Here is a 16490-nt window from a genome sequence, read left to right on the forward strand (position 1 = left end):
CGAATTAATAATAGTATTTTAGACCCTTTTTAAACCATATACATGTTACCACTTAAAGTCATTTGGAATCCGTTAGAAGGTATAGACCTAGGGTTTTTTACCATTCATTTTTACAGCCTTTCTTATGTGGTTGCCTTTGTTTTGGGATGGTACATCATCAAGCCCATTTTTACAAAGGATGGTATCAGCCATGAGAAATTGGATCCTTTATTTATGTACACGGTCATAGGCTGTCTTGCAGGTGCACGTATAGGTCACTATTTATTCTATGAAACAGAAGTATTGTTCACAGACCCACTACACGTCTTTCTCCCTTTCAAACTGAGCCCTTTTGAGTGGACCGGTTTTGCTGGAATGGCCAGTCATGGAGCAGCTATAGGTATCATGATTGCTATGTATTTCTACAGTCGCAAGCATTTGAAAAAGCATATGTTCTGGATCCTGGACCGTATTGTCATTCCTACCGCCATAGGTGGTGCTTTTGTGCGTATGGGTAACTTGCTTAATAGTGAGATTGTAGGTAAGGTAACTGATGTGGATTGGGCATTTAAATTTGTAAGAGACACTTCAGATCCTGCGGTGCGCGATGCGCTCTACGCCACAGGAATCAAGGATACCGATAAGGCTATTGAGGCTGTGGTCAACGATCCGCAATATGCAACGTTATTGGAGTCCATACCATGGCGTCACCCATCGCAGATTTATGAAGCGTTGTGCTATGTAGCGCTTTTCGTTTTACTTTATTTTGTTTACTGGAAAACGGACAAAAAACAGAAAGTAGGCTACTTGCTAGGATTGTTTTTTGTGGGCTTATTTGTAGCGAGATTCTTTATTGAGTTTGTGAAGATCAAGCAGGTAGAAGGTGGCGAGAACTTTATTTTTGGCCTCAATACAGGACAAATGTTGAGTATCCCATTTATCCTATTAGGTTTACTACTCATGTTTAGACCTGAGAGCTGGATCAAGCGTGAGGACTAGATTATTTAGGAACCCATAAAAATATAGAAGAGCCTCATGAGAGGCTCTTTTTTTTTAGTTTTTACGCCAGATTCTTTTTCCCAAGAGAATTGTAATCAGCGTCAAAACGGCAATTAAGATTAAATGCCCAATCAAAGTGCCCATTCCGTAATCATTTAGGTTTTGAACATTGAAACTTAGCAGTCTTACTGAGACGTAAACAGATCTAAGAATCACAAAAACTAGTATAAAAAAAAGGACTCTTAAAAGCATTAATATTTAACTGTTGTAGTTGTAGGTGTATAGATACCAAAAGTTATCACATTCAACAGACCATTTACGAAAGAGTGTTTTGTCTCTACGGTATAGTCTTCTTTACCCGCTGCCATCTCCTCTGGCTTACTCACATCGATAGGAGCAAGACCACCAATTAAGTAGTGATTCCATTGAGAAACCGTCGTATTACCTTGCGCACCTTGACCCACTACCATAGTTTGGGCATAGCAGGATGATAATAAAACTACAAGAGCTACGAGTGCCAAAAATTGTTTTGTTTGTTTCATTTTAATTTAATTTTAGTTAGTCGTCAAACATAGACCCTTAAATGAAATCCTAAAAATTTTATTCTGACTTTTTTATGAATGTGCCAATAGAATTTTAGACCAGTAAATAAAAAGATTAAATCTTTATTTTATTATAGCTTAATTTAATTCGCTTTCGCGAAAGCGAACCACATCAAAACCTGTAATCAACGCATAAAAAAGCCCGAACAAGATGTTCGGGCTTTATGTATTTATAATTAGACTATTACGCTTCCTTCTCTGGAATTGCTTTTCTAGGTCTGTCTTTAGTCTTTCTCAATGAGTCATACATGATAGGAGTCGCGATGAATACCGATGAGTACGTACCTACAACCACACCTATAATCAATGCAAACATGAAACCTCTAATAGATTCACCACCAAAGATGAAGATCGCCAATAGTACGATCAACGTGGTCAAGGAAGTATTCAAGGTCCTAGAGATGGTGCTGCTTATCGCACCATTCACGGTACGACCGAATTCCCAATTAGTCTTCTCTGCAATGAACTCTCTAATTCTATCAAACACAACCACCGTATCATTGAGTGAGTAACCTATTACCGTCAGGATCGCAGCGATAAATGCCTGGTCAATCTCCATGTTAAATGGCATGATTTTATAAGTCACTGAGAATACACCCAATACGATAATCACATCATGGAATACTGCCGCTACCGCACCTAAGGAGAATTGCCATCTACGGAAACGTATCAAGATGTAAAGGAATACCACGATCAACGATCCAAAGATCGCATAAAGGGATCCTGTCAAGATATCATCTGCAATAGTAGGTCCTACCTGGAAGTTAGACATGATACCATAATCCTTGTCCACTTCACTTACATCTGCAAATTCCTCTTGGGTCAAGTCTGCTGGGAAGAATTGCTTCAAGGAGTTGAATAGCTTCTCCTCAATTTCTGCGCTTACTTCACTGTCCTCGCCATCGATCTTATACTTGGTACTGATTGCTAGCTGATTCTCTGCTCCATAAGTTTTAGCTTCGGCACTTCCAAATACTTCTGGACTGCTCAATATGCTGGTTACCTCAGTCGCATTCATATCCTGCTCAAAACGTATCGTGTACTTACGACCACCTGTAAAGTCGATACCAAAGTTTAACTGCAAGGTCGCAAGAGAAATGATACTCGCGATAATCAAGAATCCAGAAACAATGTAAGCGGTCTTTCTTTTCTTAAGGAAATCGATATTGATGTTGGTAAACCAGGTTTTAGTGAAGCTGGTTGTAAATGCTAGTGACTTACCGTTTTTACCGTAACCGTCAATAAATAATCTCGTGATAAAGATCGCGGTAAACAATGATGTCAGGATACCTATCATCAAAGTAGTTGCAAAACCTTGGATAGGTCCAGTACCAAAGATGTAAAGAATCGCTGCCGTCAAGAAGGTCGTGATGTTAGCATCTAGAATAGAACTCAAGGCATTATTGAAACCATCTTTGATGGAGTCTGCCTGTGATTTACCTTTTGCCAGCTCTTCTCGTATTCTTTCAAAGATCAGTACGTTAGCATCTACCGATATACCTATGGTCAATACGATACCCGCAATACCAGGCAAGGTCAATACCGCACCAAAGGATGCCAATGCACCAAAGATGAAAAGAATGTTGACCAACAATGCGATATCTGCATACAATCCAGCTCTACCATAATAGAAGAACATCCATACCAATACCAACAACAAAGCAATAGCAAATGACCATAAACCAGCGTTGATCGCTTCTTGACCTAATGATGGGCCTATGATTTCTTTCTGGATAATTTCTGCCCTTGCAGGAAGTTTACCAGCTTTAAGAACGGTAGCAAGATCTTCTGCCTCTGCAACACTAAAGTCTCCAGATATCTGGCTGTTACCGCCAGCGATAGGACCATCGTTGATTCCTGGTGCACTGTAAACCGTGTTGTCAAGAACAACCGCAACTTGTGTTTGGTTTTGGAAGGCTTCGGTGGTCATTTCTTCCCAAACTTTTGCACCTTCACTATTCATGGACATACTAACGATTACTTTACCGTTGATGTCATAATCTTGCTTTGCATTAGTAATAACGCCACCAGAAAGTGGAGCCTCACCTTGCGCATTGGAACGTATCGCATAAAGGTCGATCAGTTCATAACCCAACTCGTCATTCAACTCAGGTCGTCCCCAAGCAAATTTCACATAGCGTTGTGCTGGATTTAATTTTGCTCTTGCTTGTTGATCATCAAGGTAGCCTTGGATCAACTCTTGATCTGCTGCTCTAAAAGTAGCGATGATAGGACCATCAGGTCGTCCTGGAGCAAGTACTCTAGAAAGGATTGGGTTGGCATCATATTGTGCCTCATCAAGTTCATCAATAGGGTCTTCGCTATCAATCTCATTATCATTTAAAAGAGACTCTAAAGAGTTGTCTTGTTCTTCTTGTACAGCAATTGTATCAGCTACTTGCTCAACAGCCGTTGAATCTGTAACAACATCACCTTTTTCACTGGCAATCTTATCTGCCCAGTAAGTGTCTGCCGCATATAAATATGGATTTAAATCTCCAGCTTTATACACATGCCAGAATTCTAACAAAGCCGTACCTACAAGCAACTGCTCAACACGCTTAATGTCTCTTTCACCAGGCATCTCGATCAGGATTCGTCCCGTGTTTCCTAGCTGCTGGATGTTAGGCTGAGTCGTACCAAATTTATCGATACGCTTTCTCAATACATCAAAAGCACTCACCATGTATGACTGTAGCTCTTCTCTCAAGATAGGCTCAACATCACCATTTGACATATCAAAGTCAATACGGCCTTCCATTTCTTGATTGGCAAAAATATCTGGAGAAGCTAGCTGTGCACCATCTATAGCGTTGAACTCTTCAATGAAGTAGTCATAATAGCTTTGCTGTCCATCCTTGATGCGCTCATCTGCACGATCCAGTGCGGTACGGAAGTCTCCATCAGTAGAACCATCTGCCATACCTATTAATAGGTCACGAACAGAGATTTGAAGGATCACATTGATACCACCTTTAAGGTCCAGACCTTTTTTAAGCTCATTATCCTTTGCACCAGCATACGTGGTGTAGCCACCCCAAACGTCCTTGCTCGCTACAGAATCTAGATATCTCTTTCTAGCTTCCTCGATAAGCGATGAAGAATTAGGCGCGTCTGCATCCACGATTCTCTCAGCATAAGCCTCTGCATCATTCTCAACTTTGTTGGTAATAAAAGTGTACGTAAGTTGATAGATACTCACAATTGCAAAAATGATCGCAAAGAATCTGATCAGTCCTTTATTTTGCATTCTTTAAATCTTTAATTGTTGTTAAAATTTGAACGAGCAAATATAGGCTTTCGAGCATCTTCTAGCAATTAAAATTTAAATCGCAACCCTACTGGAAAACAACGTTTTAAAATTTATTTGTAGGCTTGTGTGGTCATCGCTTTCGCGAAAGCGTACATTCCACAATCCCAGCTAGTAACAACTTTCATATTACCGTCGCTCAAATCTGGACATAAAAAAACCGCCCAAAATGAGCGGTTTCAATTATTTAAGGAAAGGTCTTTACAACAATGCGTTGGTCGCCTTCACACCTTCGGCACTCTTGTGCAGGTGTTCTTTTTCTTCGTCTGATAGGTCGATCTCCACGATCTTCTCAATACCATTAGCGCCCAATACCACTGGAACACCTATACAAAGATCAGACAAACCGTACTCACCATCTAGCAACGTACTACATGGGAAAATCTTCTTCTGGTCACAGGCAATCGCTTGTACCAGTCCAGAAACTGCGGCACCTGGTGCGTACCATGCGCTTGTTCCCAATAATTTAGTCAATGTAGCTCCACCTACTTTAGTGTCTTCCATAACTTGATTCAAGCGGTCTTCACTTAAGAACTCACTTGCCGGGACACTGTTGCGTGTCGCAAGTCTGGTCAATGGCACCATACCCGTATCACTGTGACCACCTATCACCATTCCATCAACGTCAGAAATAGGAGCTTCAAGAGCTTCTGCCAGTCTGTATTTGAAACGGGCACTATCCAGTGCGCCGCCCATTCCTATGATGCGATTTTTAGGTAATCCTGTAGATTGATGTGCCAGATAAGTCATGGTATCCATCGGGTTGGAAACCACGATCAAAATCACGTCTGGTGATTCCTTTACGATACTCTCAGAAACCGATTTCACGATCCCAGCATTGATTCCTATCAACTCTTCACGGGTCATACCAGGCTTGCGCGGTATTCCTGAAGTGATGACGGCAATATGGCTACCTGCAGTCTTGGAATAATCGTTGGTCACACCAGTAATCTTAGTGTCAAAACCATTAAGTGATGCGGTTTGCATCAGGTCCATCGCTTTACCTTCGGCAAAACCTTCTTTGATATCCAGCAAAACAACTTCGCTAGCAAAATTCTTGATGGCGATATATTCTGCACAACTCGCGCCTACTGCGCCTGCTCCTACTACGGTAACTTTCATAAAATGTGTTTATTGATGATTAATTATCTCGCTTTCGCGAAAGCGAATTTCTTTTAAGCCTTAAAGATATTGAAATCGTATTTATTAATAATTAAATCTATCTCAAAGGTTGCGTCGGTCTTACCCATAAATTTTTGAGGTAACTGCTAAAATTTGAAGGCAATAGCACCGTTGACCGTATCAAACGCGCCCAGTGTGTAGCTCGCGTCGACCTGGAAAAAACCTAATGTAAGCTTAGTCCCGACCGTGCCCAGCATGGAGCTCACGTCCGTTTTTACCGTTATGGGATCTTCAAAAGTTTGGGATACCGGGAAGATACTGCCCGAATTGCGAACGGTGTACGTTCCCAGCAAATCTGTCTGTGTGGTGCCAGCGTTGTAATTGAGTCCACCATAAAAATTGAGCACTTTAAAGTCTGTTCCTGCAATTAATGATAATGTAAAGCTACCCGATTTTGTTTCCAGTCGCTGGTCCAAGCCATCGACCACGGCGCCATCCTCAAAATCATACAGGGCATCCAATATGCTGTAACCTGCCAAAACAGAAACCTCCACCGGCAGCACATCATTTTTGTCCAAAACTTCTGTCAACTGCCACTGTACAGCACCACCGTATATGGCGATTTCTGCCTCGTCGATCTGTATTTTAGGTACAAATCTGGCCTTCAATTCCAGTCCAGCGCCCAATCCATATCCAGCCTGTAAAAAAGCCGATGGTACCACGTCCACTCCAGCATTGCCCAATCCTTGCGGTAATTCAATAACCGACCGGCTGGTTTCAATGCCCGTGGTGCGATCTGTAGAAATAACCACCAGTGACTGAGATGGATCATTCTCTCCTAAAGCAGTAGCAATCAATCGTGGCGTAATGCTGCCATCACCAAAAGTGACACGAATATTTGCAGGTGGACTGTTAGTATTGTCGTACGAATTTTGAATCAGTCCTTCATACACGGCAGGATCTAATAGGAAAGATTTTTCATCGTCACTAGAAAAAGTAGCCTGCGCTCTTAAAGTGACATTGAATTTTCCTTTTGGCAAGGCTCGAGCGTCATCATACCATCCAGCAGATAGATTATAGGAAAAGGCTTTGGCAGCTGGTTCTGCATAAGAGTTGGTAAATGAGGTTGCTGCGTCCAGTCCAGCAGCAAGAACTTCAGAAAGTCCATCCTGTGCGTTGGAATACGTTGATGTCAATAAGATTGTTAGGGCAACAATATATTTTTTCATAGTGGTGGCTTGAGGGTTATTTCATAAACGAAAAAATCCTGACTCTAGTTTAGAGTCAGGATTTTTACTTTTTAAATAAGCTGGATGTTATGCGTCGATGTTGGCATAAATAGCGTTCTTTTCAATAAACTCACGTCGTGGCGGTACCTCATCACCCATAAGCATGGAGAAAACTCTATCTGCTTCTGGCAAGTTTTCAATGGTGATTTGTCTAAGGGTTCTGAATTCAGGATTCATGGTCGTATCCCATAATTGATCTGCATTCATTTCTCCTAGACCTTTGTAACGCTGTATGGCAGCAGATCCACCAAATTCTTCATTGATTTCATCACGCTCTTTATTGGACCATGCGTATCGTTTTTTGTTTCCTTTTTTAAGAAGATACAATGGAGGCGTGGCGATATAGACGTATCCTTTCTCTACCAATTCTCTCATGTATCTAAAGAAGAAGGTCAAGATCAATGTTGCAATGTGCGAACCATCAATATCTGCATCACACATGATGACTACCTTGTGGTAACGTAGTTTGTCCAGGTTCAACGCTTTGGAATCTTCCTCAGTTCCAATGGTAACTCCTAATGCTGTATAAATATTACGGATCTCTTCATTTTCAAAGACCTTGTGTTGCATCGCTTTTTCCACGTTCAAGATTTTACCACGCAATGGCATGATAGCTTGAAAATTACGGTCGCGACCCATTTTTGCCGTTCCACCTGCGGAGTCACCTTCAACTAGAAATACCTCGCAGATTTCTGGATCAGTTTCTGAACAGTCAGAAAGCTTTCCTGGCAATCCACCACCACTCATGACTGTCTTGCGCTGTACCATTTCACGGGCCTTGCGAGCTGCGTGCCTGGCGGTTGCGGCAAGAATCACCTTTTGGACAATAGTTTTGGCGTCAGCTGGGTTTTCTTCAAGATAGTCTTCCAACATGGTGGAAACCGCTTGAGAAACTGCACTAGTGACCTCACGGTTACCCAATTTCGTTTTCGTCTGACCTTCAAATTGAGGTTCTTGAACCTTCACAGAAATAATCGCTGTCAAACCTTCTCTAAAGTCATCTCCTGAAACATCAAACTTCAGTTTGTCCAATAGACCTGAGGCGTCAGCATATTTCTTGAGTGTTGTTGTCAATCCACGACGGAAACCGCTTAGGTGCGTACCACCTTCATGGGTATTGATGTTATTGACATAAGAATGTAGGTTTTCAGAATAACTGTCGTTGTAGATCATGGCTACCTCAACTGGAATGTCATTCTTTTCACCTTCCATAGAGATCACGTCTGCAATAATAGGCTGGCGTGTATCGTCTAGGAAGCGGATAAATTCCTTCAATCCTTCTTCAGACTGGAATACTTCTTCAATGATGTTTCCATTCTCATCCTTAACTCTTCTATCAATCAGAACGATGCGAATTCCTTTATTTAAAAAGGATAGCTCACGCAGTCTGTTTGCAAGAGTGATGTAGTTATATTCCGTGGTTTGTTGGAAGATGCTGCGATCTGGCAAGAAGGTGATTACCGTACCTCTTTTATCTGTAGTTCCTACTTCTCTAACAGGATACATCGCCTTACCGCGCTCGTATTCCTGTTCGTAAATTTTTCCATCGCGATAAACGGTTGCTTTCAAGTGATCAGAAAGTGCGTTCACACAACTTACACCTACACCGTGCAAGCCACCAGAAACTTTATAAGAGTCTTTGTCAAATTTACCTCCAGCACCAATTTTAGTCATTACCACTTGTAGTGCAGAAACTCCTTCTTTCTTGTGGATATCTACTGGGATACCACGACCATCATCAGTTACCGTGATGCTGTTATTCTCATTTATAATTACCTCGATATTATCACAATGACCGGCTAGCGCCTCATCAATAGAGTTATCGACTACTTCATAAACCAAGTGGTGCAAACCACGGGTTCCCACATCTCCAATATACATGGATGGACGCATGCGCACGTGCTCCATTCCTTCAAGCGCCTGAATCTGATCGGCACCGTAATTTTTCTTGTTATCCTCGCTCATAAATCCTAGTAAATTTTGCTATAATGCGTAATAAACAAATATAGTGAACCATTAGTGTTTATAGGTTGTTAGGCGCTATTCGACTGCTTAAGTTATTAACAAATTATTAATAACGGACGGCAATATTATTGATGAATTTTGGTTGTGATAAAAACGACCTCATTATGAAATATTTCATTCTGCTTTTCAGCCTATTGTTTCTTAGTCAATTATCAAATTCTCAGGACCTCGCCTTTTCCGGCTTGGACAAAAGTCCGCTGGATGTAGTGATGTATCGAGGTGATGATCAGGCAGCGATTGCCCGCATTATTTACAGCAGGCCAGCAAAGCGCGATAGAGTCGTTTTTGGCGAGTTGGTTCCCTACGGTCAGGTATGGAGAACCGGAGCCAATGAAGCTACTGAAATTACTTTTTACAAAGATGTGACCATTAATGATGAACTTGTCGAGGCAGGCACCTACAGTATTTTCACAATTCCAGGAGAAGAGAACTGGAAATTTATCTTGAACAGTCAGACTACCCAATGGGGAACGAGATATGACAATCAATATGATATTTTCACGACCGACATGAAGGTATCGCCAGCTCCAGAAACCATTGAGAATTTCTCCATCAGGATTATTGATGAGATTGACGGCGGCACCATCTTTATGGGTTGGGACGATCGCATCGCCAGTCTACACTTTGACGTGGCCGCTAACTAGGGAATATTTAAATATTTGTGCGTTTGTAGAGACACGCGCCATTCTGGGTTTTCCATGACAAATTCCGTGATCAATGGGATCATTTTTTCCCGCACGGACCATTCTGGCTGCAGGAATAATTGACATGAAGAAGTTACTTTTTGAGATTCCGCTTTCGCGAAAGCGAAATCATTCTTGTTATACACAATTACCTTAAGCTCGTTTGCTTCTTTATAGATTTCTGGAACGGGCATTTTCACCTTTTTGGGAGATAGGCAAATCCAGTCCCAGGTTCCCGTCAATGGATATGCACCACTGGTCTCGATATGCACCGTCATGCCACGATCCTTAAGCGCATTGGTCAACGGTTGCATGTTCCAAGTGAGCGGCTCGCCGCCAGTGATCACAATAGTCTTGCTCCATTTATCTGCATTTTCCACAATGTGCTCGATGGCTGTAGGTGGATGCGTTTCGGCATTCCAGCTTTCCTTTACATCGCACCAGTGGCAACCAACGTCACAGCCACCTATTCTTATAAAATATGCTGCCGTACCTGTATGGAATCCTTCACCTTGAATGGTGTAGAATTCTTCCATAAGTGGCAACATTACCCCAGCATCTACCTTATTTTCAATCGTGTCTTTCATGCGGCTGCAAAAATAATTCATTAGCTGTTCAGAAAAAACCTTCAAGCCTAAAGTAATTCATCTGTGATTAACATAAGTTAAAAAGCAAACCGACAAAATCAATTATGTTTGTTCGACGCAAACAATTAATAAACCGATGAAAAGTAAACTGCTATTTTTTTTCATATCTCTGTTTAGCCTTCTATCATTTTGCCAAGTAGGAATTAACACTGTAAATCCAGATCCGTCCTCTGTTCTACAAATTGACAGTACAACTGGAACTTTTGTTCCACCCAGAATGACTTCTGCTCAGGCAGCATTAATTACCAATCCGTTAGAAGGCTCTATTGCCTTTTTCTTAGATTTTGATTCATTAGCTCTTTATGATGGGTCCAAATGGGTTCTATTTGATACTACAAAACCAAACGCTACGGTCATTCCTAACGTAACCCTATACAGAAACATCAACGGAAATATAAGCCTGAAAGGGAATAGCACTTTTCAAAACATTCCTGTAGGTGCGACAGCATCTGACATTGAATCAATAGATACAGATGTGTTTGAAGTCCTTTCAGATGGTAGAATTCAAGTAAAGAAAGCCGGAGTATACCAAATATCTGCTGGAGTTTCGGTTAGAAATTTTAAAGCTGGTGATAACAAATATATCCTCGCGGTTTTTAAAAATGGAGGTAGGAATGGGTACTTATCTAGAGGTTATGCACGTATACCATCAGGAGATCAATATTGGGGAACCTCTGGAGTATTTCAAAATTATTATAATGCAGGTGACATTATTGAAGTTCAATATTATTTATCCAACCCGACTAATGCAGACCTAATCGGTGATTTTGTAAATATCGGTATTATCAAACTGTAAATCTGTTCCACATTTACCATTCAAGAAAAAAGAGCCTTTAAACAGGCTCTTTTTTCTTTTACTTTTGTTTCAAAGCTTTACCTATGTCCAGAAAAGTAGATTTTGTAAAAAGCATTGAAGAAGGTTATAGTCCCAAAGGTGATAGCATCATCATGGGAGCCGCGATGCTGGATGGAACCGCCATCACAGGAGCACATGTAAAAATCCCTTTAAAAACCATGAACCGCCATGGTTTGATCGCTGGTGCAACTGGAACTGGTAAAACCAAAACTTTACAAATCATTGCAGAGCAATTATCGCAGCAAGGAGTGCCATCATTATTGATGGATATTAAAGGTGATCTTTCTGGTATCGCTGCCGCTAGCGATGGCCACCCGAAGATTGACGAACGCCACGCGACCATAGGCTTGGACTTTAAAAAGAGAGCCAGCCCAACAGAAATTATGACCATTTCTGAACAGGATGGTGTGCGCATGAGAGCCACGGTGAGCGAGTTCGGCCCAGTATTGCTATCTAGAATTCTGGATGTGACAGAAACACAAGCCGGAATCATAAGCGTTGTATTTAAATATTGTGATGACAACAAATTGCCATTACTGGATCTTAGAGATCTAAAAAAGGTGCTTCAATTTGCAACGGGTGCCGGTAAGGACGAATTCCAGGCAGAATATGGACGCATATCAACCTCATCTACTGGTGCGATCATGCGTAAACTAGTCGAGCTGGAACAACAGGGCGCCGAATTGTTTTTTGGCGAGCGCAGTTTTGAAGTGAAAGACTTGGTACGCAAGGATAAGAATGGTGACGGCTATGTCAACGTCATACGCCTCACAGACATTCAGGACCGGCCTAAATTATTCTCGACCTTTATGTTAAGCCTACTTGCCGAAATCTACAGCACGTTCCCAGAGCAAGGTGACAGCGACCGTCCTGAATTGGTTTTATTTATTGATGAAGCACATTTGATTTTTGACAATGCCAGCAAGGCATTACTGGATCAGATTGAAAGTATCGTAAAACTGATTCGCTCAAAAGGCATCGGTCTATATTTTGTTACTCAAAACCCTACCGATATACCAGAAGGCGTCTTGAGCCAGTTGGGTCTCAAGGTGCAGCATGCCTTGCGTGCCTTTACTGCCAAAGATCGCAAAGCCATCAAACTCACGGCACAAAACTATCCCATCACAGAATATTATGACACTGCAGAAGTATTGACCTCACTAGGAATAGGTGAAGCCTTGATATCTGCTCTGGATGAGAAAGGACGACCTAGCCCGCTAGCGGCAACACTGCTACGTGCACCAGAAAGTCGCATGGACGTTTTGACAAATCGTGAACTGGACGACCTCATTGCAGACTCTGAATTGACAGACAAATACAATGAGTCCATCAACCGCGAGAGCGCCGAGGAAATGCTTCAGGAAAAAATGGATCAAGCCCACGAGGATGAGATCAAGGAAAAGGCTCAAAAAGAACGTGCCAGAACTTCCAGTTCAAGCTCATCAGGCAGAAGAAGCACTCGACAAAACCCCATTATCAAAGTGCTCACCAGCGCTACCTTCATTCGTGGCGTGATGGGAATTCTAGGTAAGGCGTTGAAGTAATGGTGGTAGAATATTCCGCTTTCGCGAAAGCGAAACTCTCCAAATCTTTTGCCTTAAACAAACCATTTTATAATTGGCTAGTCCCAACAGTCAACGTAATTTTACAACCTTAAAATTTTATATGAAAAAGTTACTTTTTATACTAGTTACCATTACCGTTCTAGCCAGTTGCGCGGAAGAACAGGACCCATTTGAATGGAACAAGGACCGCATAGGAATGTTGACCAAAGATGCTATGGTGTATCAAATCGACAGCCTTTTTGCAATGGACAGCATTGTAAATCCTGTTCAAGACGATGAATATGCCAATGGTCCCAACGTTATTGAGATCTATGAAAAAGGTGGCAAGCATTTATTGTCATTAACGCCTTATGAATCTGATAGCACCTCAACTATTGAAAATATTAGAGTAAGAGACAATAGATATGTCACTGCAGAAGGTATAAGCATCGACAGCGATTTTAAAACCATTAGCGACACCTACAAAGTGAGCAGTATTGACAACATGATCAACAGCGCCGTGATCTGGGTAGACGAACAAAATTTTTATTTCACAATCGACAAGGAAGAATTACCTGCGGAAGTCACTTATGACGTAAGCGCAACAATTGAGAAAACGATGATTCCTGATACCGCAAAACCAGAGTACGTTTTCATAAGTTGGTAATCTCATATTATGCTTAAAAGTTTTTTAAACAAAGCCGTACCTAAACTGTACGGCTTTTATTTTAACCTCATCTCGTTGTTCTCTCAAGAGAAAGCTGGAAAAAAGGCGTTGCACGTGTTTAGCCATCCACGAGCAGGAAAAATACAGCCGTTCCAAAACGAATTTTTAAACACGGCAAGAAAACAAAAACTGATTACAGAAGAGGGCTTTGTACAACTGTACCATTGGAAAGGTCAAGGGAAAACCATCTTACTGATCCATGGTTGGGAATCCAATTCTTGGCGATGGAAGTACTTGATTGATCCATTGCGTGAACTAGATTATAATATCATTTCTATAGATGCGCCGGCCCATGGTGCGTCAAGTGGCACAGACTTTACAGCTGTGAAATATTCTAGAGAAATTAAAAAGGTCATAGAACTATACCAGCCAGAAATCATCATCGCCCATAGTGTTGGTGCCATGGCGACAATTTATCAAGAGTCTCAACATCCTCATGATTTTATAGAAAAAATTATTTTGTTGGGTGGTCCAGATCGCTTTGACAAGATTATGAATGGATATCAAAAATTGACTGGATTCAACAATAAGGTCTATCAAGCCATTGATGACTTATTGCTCAAAACGTATGGTTTCCATATTTCAGAGTTTAATTCTGCAGATTTTGTGCAAGATATTAATGCACAAGTGCTTCTTATTCATAGTAAGCAGGACGCGATTGTAAGTTATGAAAGTATGCCATCTATTGCCTCTAGATTGAAAAATGCATCCACTTACACTTCCAAAACTGGTGGCCACAGTCTGCATACTCCAGAAGTCGTTGATCAAATCTTAGCCTTTTTATAGGAAAAATAGCTCAAGGTTCACAGTATCTTTAAAATAAAAAGATGGGCAGACCTAGCATCAAAAACGAAGACCAGTATGAAGCCTTAAGAGATAAAGGCTACTCTCAAGAAAAAGCGGCACGTATCGCCAACACGCCTGATAGCGGAGAAAAAGGTGGTGAAGCCAAGAAATACGAGGATCGAACCAAAGAAGATCTATACCAACAAGCCAAGAAAGTAGGTATCGATGGGCGTTCCAAAATGAATAAGCAAGAACTTATAGAAGCCCTACGGAACAACTAGAATGAACAAAAAAATACCAGCCAGCATCATAAGACAGATTTTTGTAGTGTTAACACTCCTGATGGCAGCAGTGTTAATTATTTATGAGATGTTGCCCTATTTAGGTGGTGTACTTGCCGCCGTAACTCTTTATGTCTTACTCGTTCCTGCGCAACGATTCTTTGAAAAAAAAGGATGGAAACCGTGGATAGCAGCAACATTATTACTCGTAGTGAGTATTATCGTCATCCTATTACCTATTGCAGGATTGGCTTTGATGTTTACCTCGCAGATCAAAGATGCGCTCGCAAACAGTGATAAAATTACAGAACAAATCAAGGCTCAAATCGTGCAGATTGAAGAATATGTTGGTTTTGATGTGATTCCAGCCATAAATGGAGATCAAGTAAAAAGTACGCTTTCTTACGTGTTTAGCAACTTTGCCAGCTCCAGTTTGACCATATTTATTGCGGTAGGTGTTATGTTCTTCATTTTATATTATATGCTAGTTGAAAGGAAAACATGGCAAAACGCTACCCTAAGATATCTGCCACTCAAAAAGAAAAACATAGAAGCTATAGGCAAGGAAAGTATTGATCTGGTAAAATCCAACGCCATTGCCATACCACTAGTAGCCATTATGCAAGGTGCTGTAGCTTTGATTGGATATTACATATTTGGAGTGGAGAATCCATTTTTCTGGTTTGGGGTTACAGTGATAGGTAGTATGATCCCTTTTGTTGGGACTGCCTTAGGTATAGGTCCAGTAGTCATATTGCTATTGGCTCAAGGAAATACAGAAGCTGCCATAGGTGTTCTAATTTACGGTGCTGTGGTAGTGGGCTCTACAGACAATCTATTTAGACTCATCGTTCAAAAAAAGCTAGCTGATATTCATCCTTTGATTACCTTAATCGGTGTGGTGATAGGTGTTCCATTATTTGGATTTATAGGACTTATTTTTGGTCCTTTATTGATAAGCTTGTTTTTACTTTTGATTAAAATCTACAAGAATGAATATGGTGACCGAGATGAAACCATTTAAGATCATTACAACAGCTGCCAACCTATATTTTCTTATTTTTATACCAAACAAAAATTGAATGAGTAAAGCGATAAAACTCCAGGATAAAATAGATGAAAAATTCATTGAGCAACGCAAGTTGTTCATTTGGGGAATGGTAGATGACCGTACCGCGAGACACTGTGTTGACAGACTATTGTATCTGGATTCCTTAAGTAATGAAGAAATCACTTTTGTAATCAACAGTCCAGGCGGTTATGTCACTGCTGGTTTTTCCATCTATGACACCATGCAACAAATAAGCAGCCCAGTAAGTACTGTTTGTAGTGGTCTGGCAGCTTCAATGGGAAGTATTCTACTTTCTGGTGGTGCCAAAGGAAAAAGATTTATACAAAAACACGGCCGTGTGATGATTCACCAACCTAGTGGCGGCGCTCGTGGTACCGGTGCAGACCTTGAAATCACAGCTACAGAGATCCTCAAAACCAAGGAACTTAGCGCACGAATCCTAGCAGATAATTGTGGACAAAGCTTTGAAAAGGTGATGAAGGACTTTAACCGTGATTATTGGATGGGCGCAGACGAGGCCGTTGAGTACGGCATCGTGGATGGCATCCTCTAATATTGAGAATACATT

The 16490-nt window shown here is 41.2% G+C and carries 15 protein-coding genes; 9 read left to right on the forward strand and 6 right to left on the reverse strand.

What is annotated here, in order from left to right:
- The first annotated feature begins 42 nt into the window (after positions 1–42).
- Complete coding sequence (gene lgt / locus BST86_RS09010; RefSeq protein WP_105982982.1) at positions 43–978, forward strand: prolipoprotein diacylglyceryl transferase; 936 nt, start codon at positions 43–45, stop codon at positions 976–978.
- Between the two features lie 251 nt (positions 979–1229).
- On the opposite strand, the gene BST86_RS09015 is transcribed toward lgt, so the two are convergent.
- The 5 genes from BST86_RS09015 to gyrB form a co-directional block, all read right to left on the reverse strand.
- Complete coding sequence (locus tag BST86_RS09015; RefSeq protein WP_105982983.1) at positions 1230–1520, reverse strand: Bor family protein; 291 nt, start codon at positions 1518–1520, stop codon at positions 1230–1232.
- 244 nt (positions 1521–1764) lie between these two features.
- A complete protein-coding gene (gene secDF / locus BST86_RS09020) occupies positions 1765–4830 on the reverse strand; it encodes a protein translocase subunit SecDF (RefSeq protein ID WP_105982984.1) in 3066 nt (1021 codons plus the stop codon).
- Between the two features lie 261 nt (positions 4831–5091).
- Entirely contained in the window at positions 5092–6012 is a 921-nt protein-coding gene (gene mdh / locus BST86_RS09025; protein WP_055413555.1) for a malate dehydrogenase, read from the reverse strand.
- Positions 6013–6158: 146 nt separating this feature from the next.
- Positions 6159–7241, reverse strand: a complete 1083-nt coding sequence (locus tag BST86_RS09030) for a DUF6588 family protein (RefSeq protein WP_105982985.1) — start codon at positions 7239–7241, stop codon at positions 6159–6161.
- Positions 7242–7328: 87 nt separating this feature from the next.
- Positions 7329–9266 (reverse strand): DNA topoisomerase (ATP-hydrolyzing) subunit B, encoded by a 1938-nt coding sequence (gene gyrB / locus BST86_RS09035; protein WP_105982986.1) that lies wholly within the window; start codon positions 9264–9266, stop codon positions 7329–7331.
- A gap of 164 nt (positions 9267–9430) precedes the next feature.
- Between gyrB and BST86_RS09040 the strand changes: the two genes are divergently transcribed.
- Positions 9431–9970, forward strand: coding sequence for a DUF2911 domain-containing protein (locus BST86_RS09040; protein WP_105983985.1), 540 nt, complete (start codon positions 9431–9433; stop codon positions 9968–9970).
- On the opposite strand, the gene BST86_RS09045 is transcribed toward BST86_RS09040, so the two are convergent.
- On the reverse strand, positions 9967–10596 hold the full coding sequence (locus tag BST86_RS09045) for a 7-carboxy-7-deazaguanine synthase QueE (RefSeq protein WP_105982987.1): 630 nt from the start codon (positions 10594–10596) through the stop codon (positions 9967–9969). The genes BST86_RS09040 and BST86_RS09045 overlap by 4 nt on opposite strands.
- A 277-nt stretch (positions 10597–10873) precedes the next feature.
- On the opposite strand from BST86_RS09045, the gene BST86_RS09050 reads away from it, so the two are divergent.
- The 7 genes from BST86_RS09050 (at position 10874) to BST86_RS09080 (ending at position 16475) form a co-directional block, all read left to right on the forward strand.
- Entirely contained in the window at positions 10874–11452 is a 579-nt protein-coding gene (locus BST86_RS09050) for a hypothetical protein (protein WP_146126744.1), read from the forward strand.
- 83 nt (positions 11453–11535) lie between these two features.
- Positions 11536–13056, forward strand: coding sequence for a helicase HerA-like domain-containing protein (locus BST86_RS09055; RefSeq protein WP_105982989.1), 1521 nt, complete (start codon positions 11536–11538; stop codon positions 13054–13056).
- A gap of 121 nt (positions 13057–13177) precedes the next feature.
- On the forward strand, positions 13178–13723 hold the full coding sequence (locus BST86_RS09060; RefSeq protein WP_055413561.1) for a hypothetical protein: 546 nt from the start codon (positions 13178–13180) through the stop codon (positions 13721–13723).
- A gap of 9 nt (positions 13724–13732) precedes the next feature.
- Complete coding sequence (locus BST86_RS09065; RefSeq protein WP_242446498.1) at positions 13733–14569, forward strand: alpha/beta fold hydrolase; 837 nt, start codon at positions 13733–13735, stop codon at positions 14567–14569.
- Between the two features lie 41 nt (positions 14570–14610).
- The gene (locus BST86_RS09070) at positions 14611–14850 is read left to right on the forward strand and encodes a Rho termination factor N-terminal domain-containing protein (protein ID WP_055413562.1); all 240 of its coding nucleotides are present in this window, start codon (positions 14611–14613) and stop codon (positions 14848–14850) included.
- 1 nt (position 14851) lies between these two features.
- Positions 14852–15874, forward strand: coding sequence for an AI-2E family transporter (locus BST86_RS09075; RefSeq protein WP_105982990.1), 1023 nt, complete (start codon positions 14852–14854; stop codon positions 15872–15874).
- A 58-nt stretch (positions 15875–15932) separates the two neighbouring features.
- The gene (locus tag BST86_RS09080) at positions 15933–16475 is read left to right on the forward strand and encodes a ClpP family protease (protein ID WP_105982991.1); all 543 of its coding nucleotides are present in this window, start codon (positions 15933–15935) and stop codon (positions 16473–16475) included.
- Positions 16476–16490: the final 15 nt, after the last annotated feature.

The sequence above is a fragment of the Nonlabens agnitus genome, assembly GCF_002994045.1.
Taxonomy (GTDB): Bacteria; Bacteroidota; Bacteroidia; order Flavobacteriales; family Flavobacteriaceae; genus Nonlabens; species Nonlabens agnitus.

Excerpts from the sequence above, each read along its gene's own strand:
- lgt (WP_105982982.1), top strand. The coding sequence starts at position 43 with ATGTTACCACTTAAAGTCATTTGGAATCCGTTAGAAGGTATAGACCTA.
- BST86_RS09015 (WP_105982983.1), bottom strand. The coding sequence starts at position 1,520 with ATGAAACAAACAAAACAATTTTTGGCACTCGTAGCTCTTGTAGTTTTA.
- secDF (WP_105982984.1), bottom strand. The coding sequence starts at position 4,830 with ATGCAAAATAAAGGACTGATCAGATTCTTTGCGATCATTTTTGCAATT.
- mdh (WP_055413555.1), bottom strand. The coding sequence starts at position 6,012 with ATGAAAGTTACCGTAGTAGGAGCAGGCGCAGTAGGCGCGAGTTGTGCA.
- BST86_RS09030 (WP_105982985.1), bottom strand. The coding sequence starts at position 7,241 with ATGAAAAAATATATTGTTGCCCTAACAATCTTATTGACATCAACGTAT.
- gyrB (WP_105982986.1), bottom strand. The coding sequence starts at position 9,266 with ATGAGCGAGGATAACAAGAAAAATTACGGTGCCGATCAGATTCAGGCG.
- BST86_RS09040 (WP_105983985.1), top strand. The coding sequence starts at position 9,431 with ATGAAATATTTCATTCTGCTTTTCAGCCTATTGTTTCTTAGTCAATTA.
- BST86_RS09045 (WP_105982987.1), bottom strand. The coding sequence starts at position 10,596 with ATGAAAGACACGATTGAAAATAAGGTAGATGCTGGGGTAATGTTGCCA.
- BST86_RS09050 (WP_146126744.1), top strand. The coding sequence starts at position 10,874 with ATGACTTCTGCTCAGGCAGCATTAATTACCAATCCGTTAGAAGGCTCT.
- BST86_RS09055 (WP_105982989.1), top strand. The coding sequence starts at position 11,536 with ATGTCCAGAAAAGTAGATTTTGTAAAAAGCATTGAAGAAGGTTATAGT.
- BST86_RS09060 (WP_055413561.1), top strand. The coding sequence starts at position 13,178 with ATGAAAAAGTTACTTTTTATACTAGTTACCATTACCGTTCTAGCCAGT.
- BST86_RS09065 (WP_242446498.1), top strand. The coding sequence starts at position 13,733 with ATGCTTAAAAGTTTTTTAAACAAAGCCGTACCTAAACTGTACGGCTTT.
- BST86_RS09070 (WP_055413562.1), top strand. The coding sequence starts at position 14,611 with ATGGGCAGACCTAGCATCAAAAACGAAGACCAGTATGAAGCCTTAAGA.
- BST86_RS09075 (WP_105982990.1), top strand. The coding sequence starts at position 14,852 with ATGAACAAAAAAATACCAGCCAGCATCATAAGACAGATTTTTGTAGTG.
- BST86_RS09080 (WP_105982991.1), top strand. The coding sequence starts at position 15,933 with ATGAGTAAAGCGATAAAACTCCAGGATAAAATAGATGAAAAATTCATT.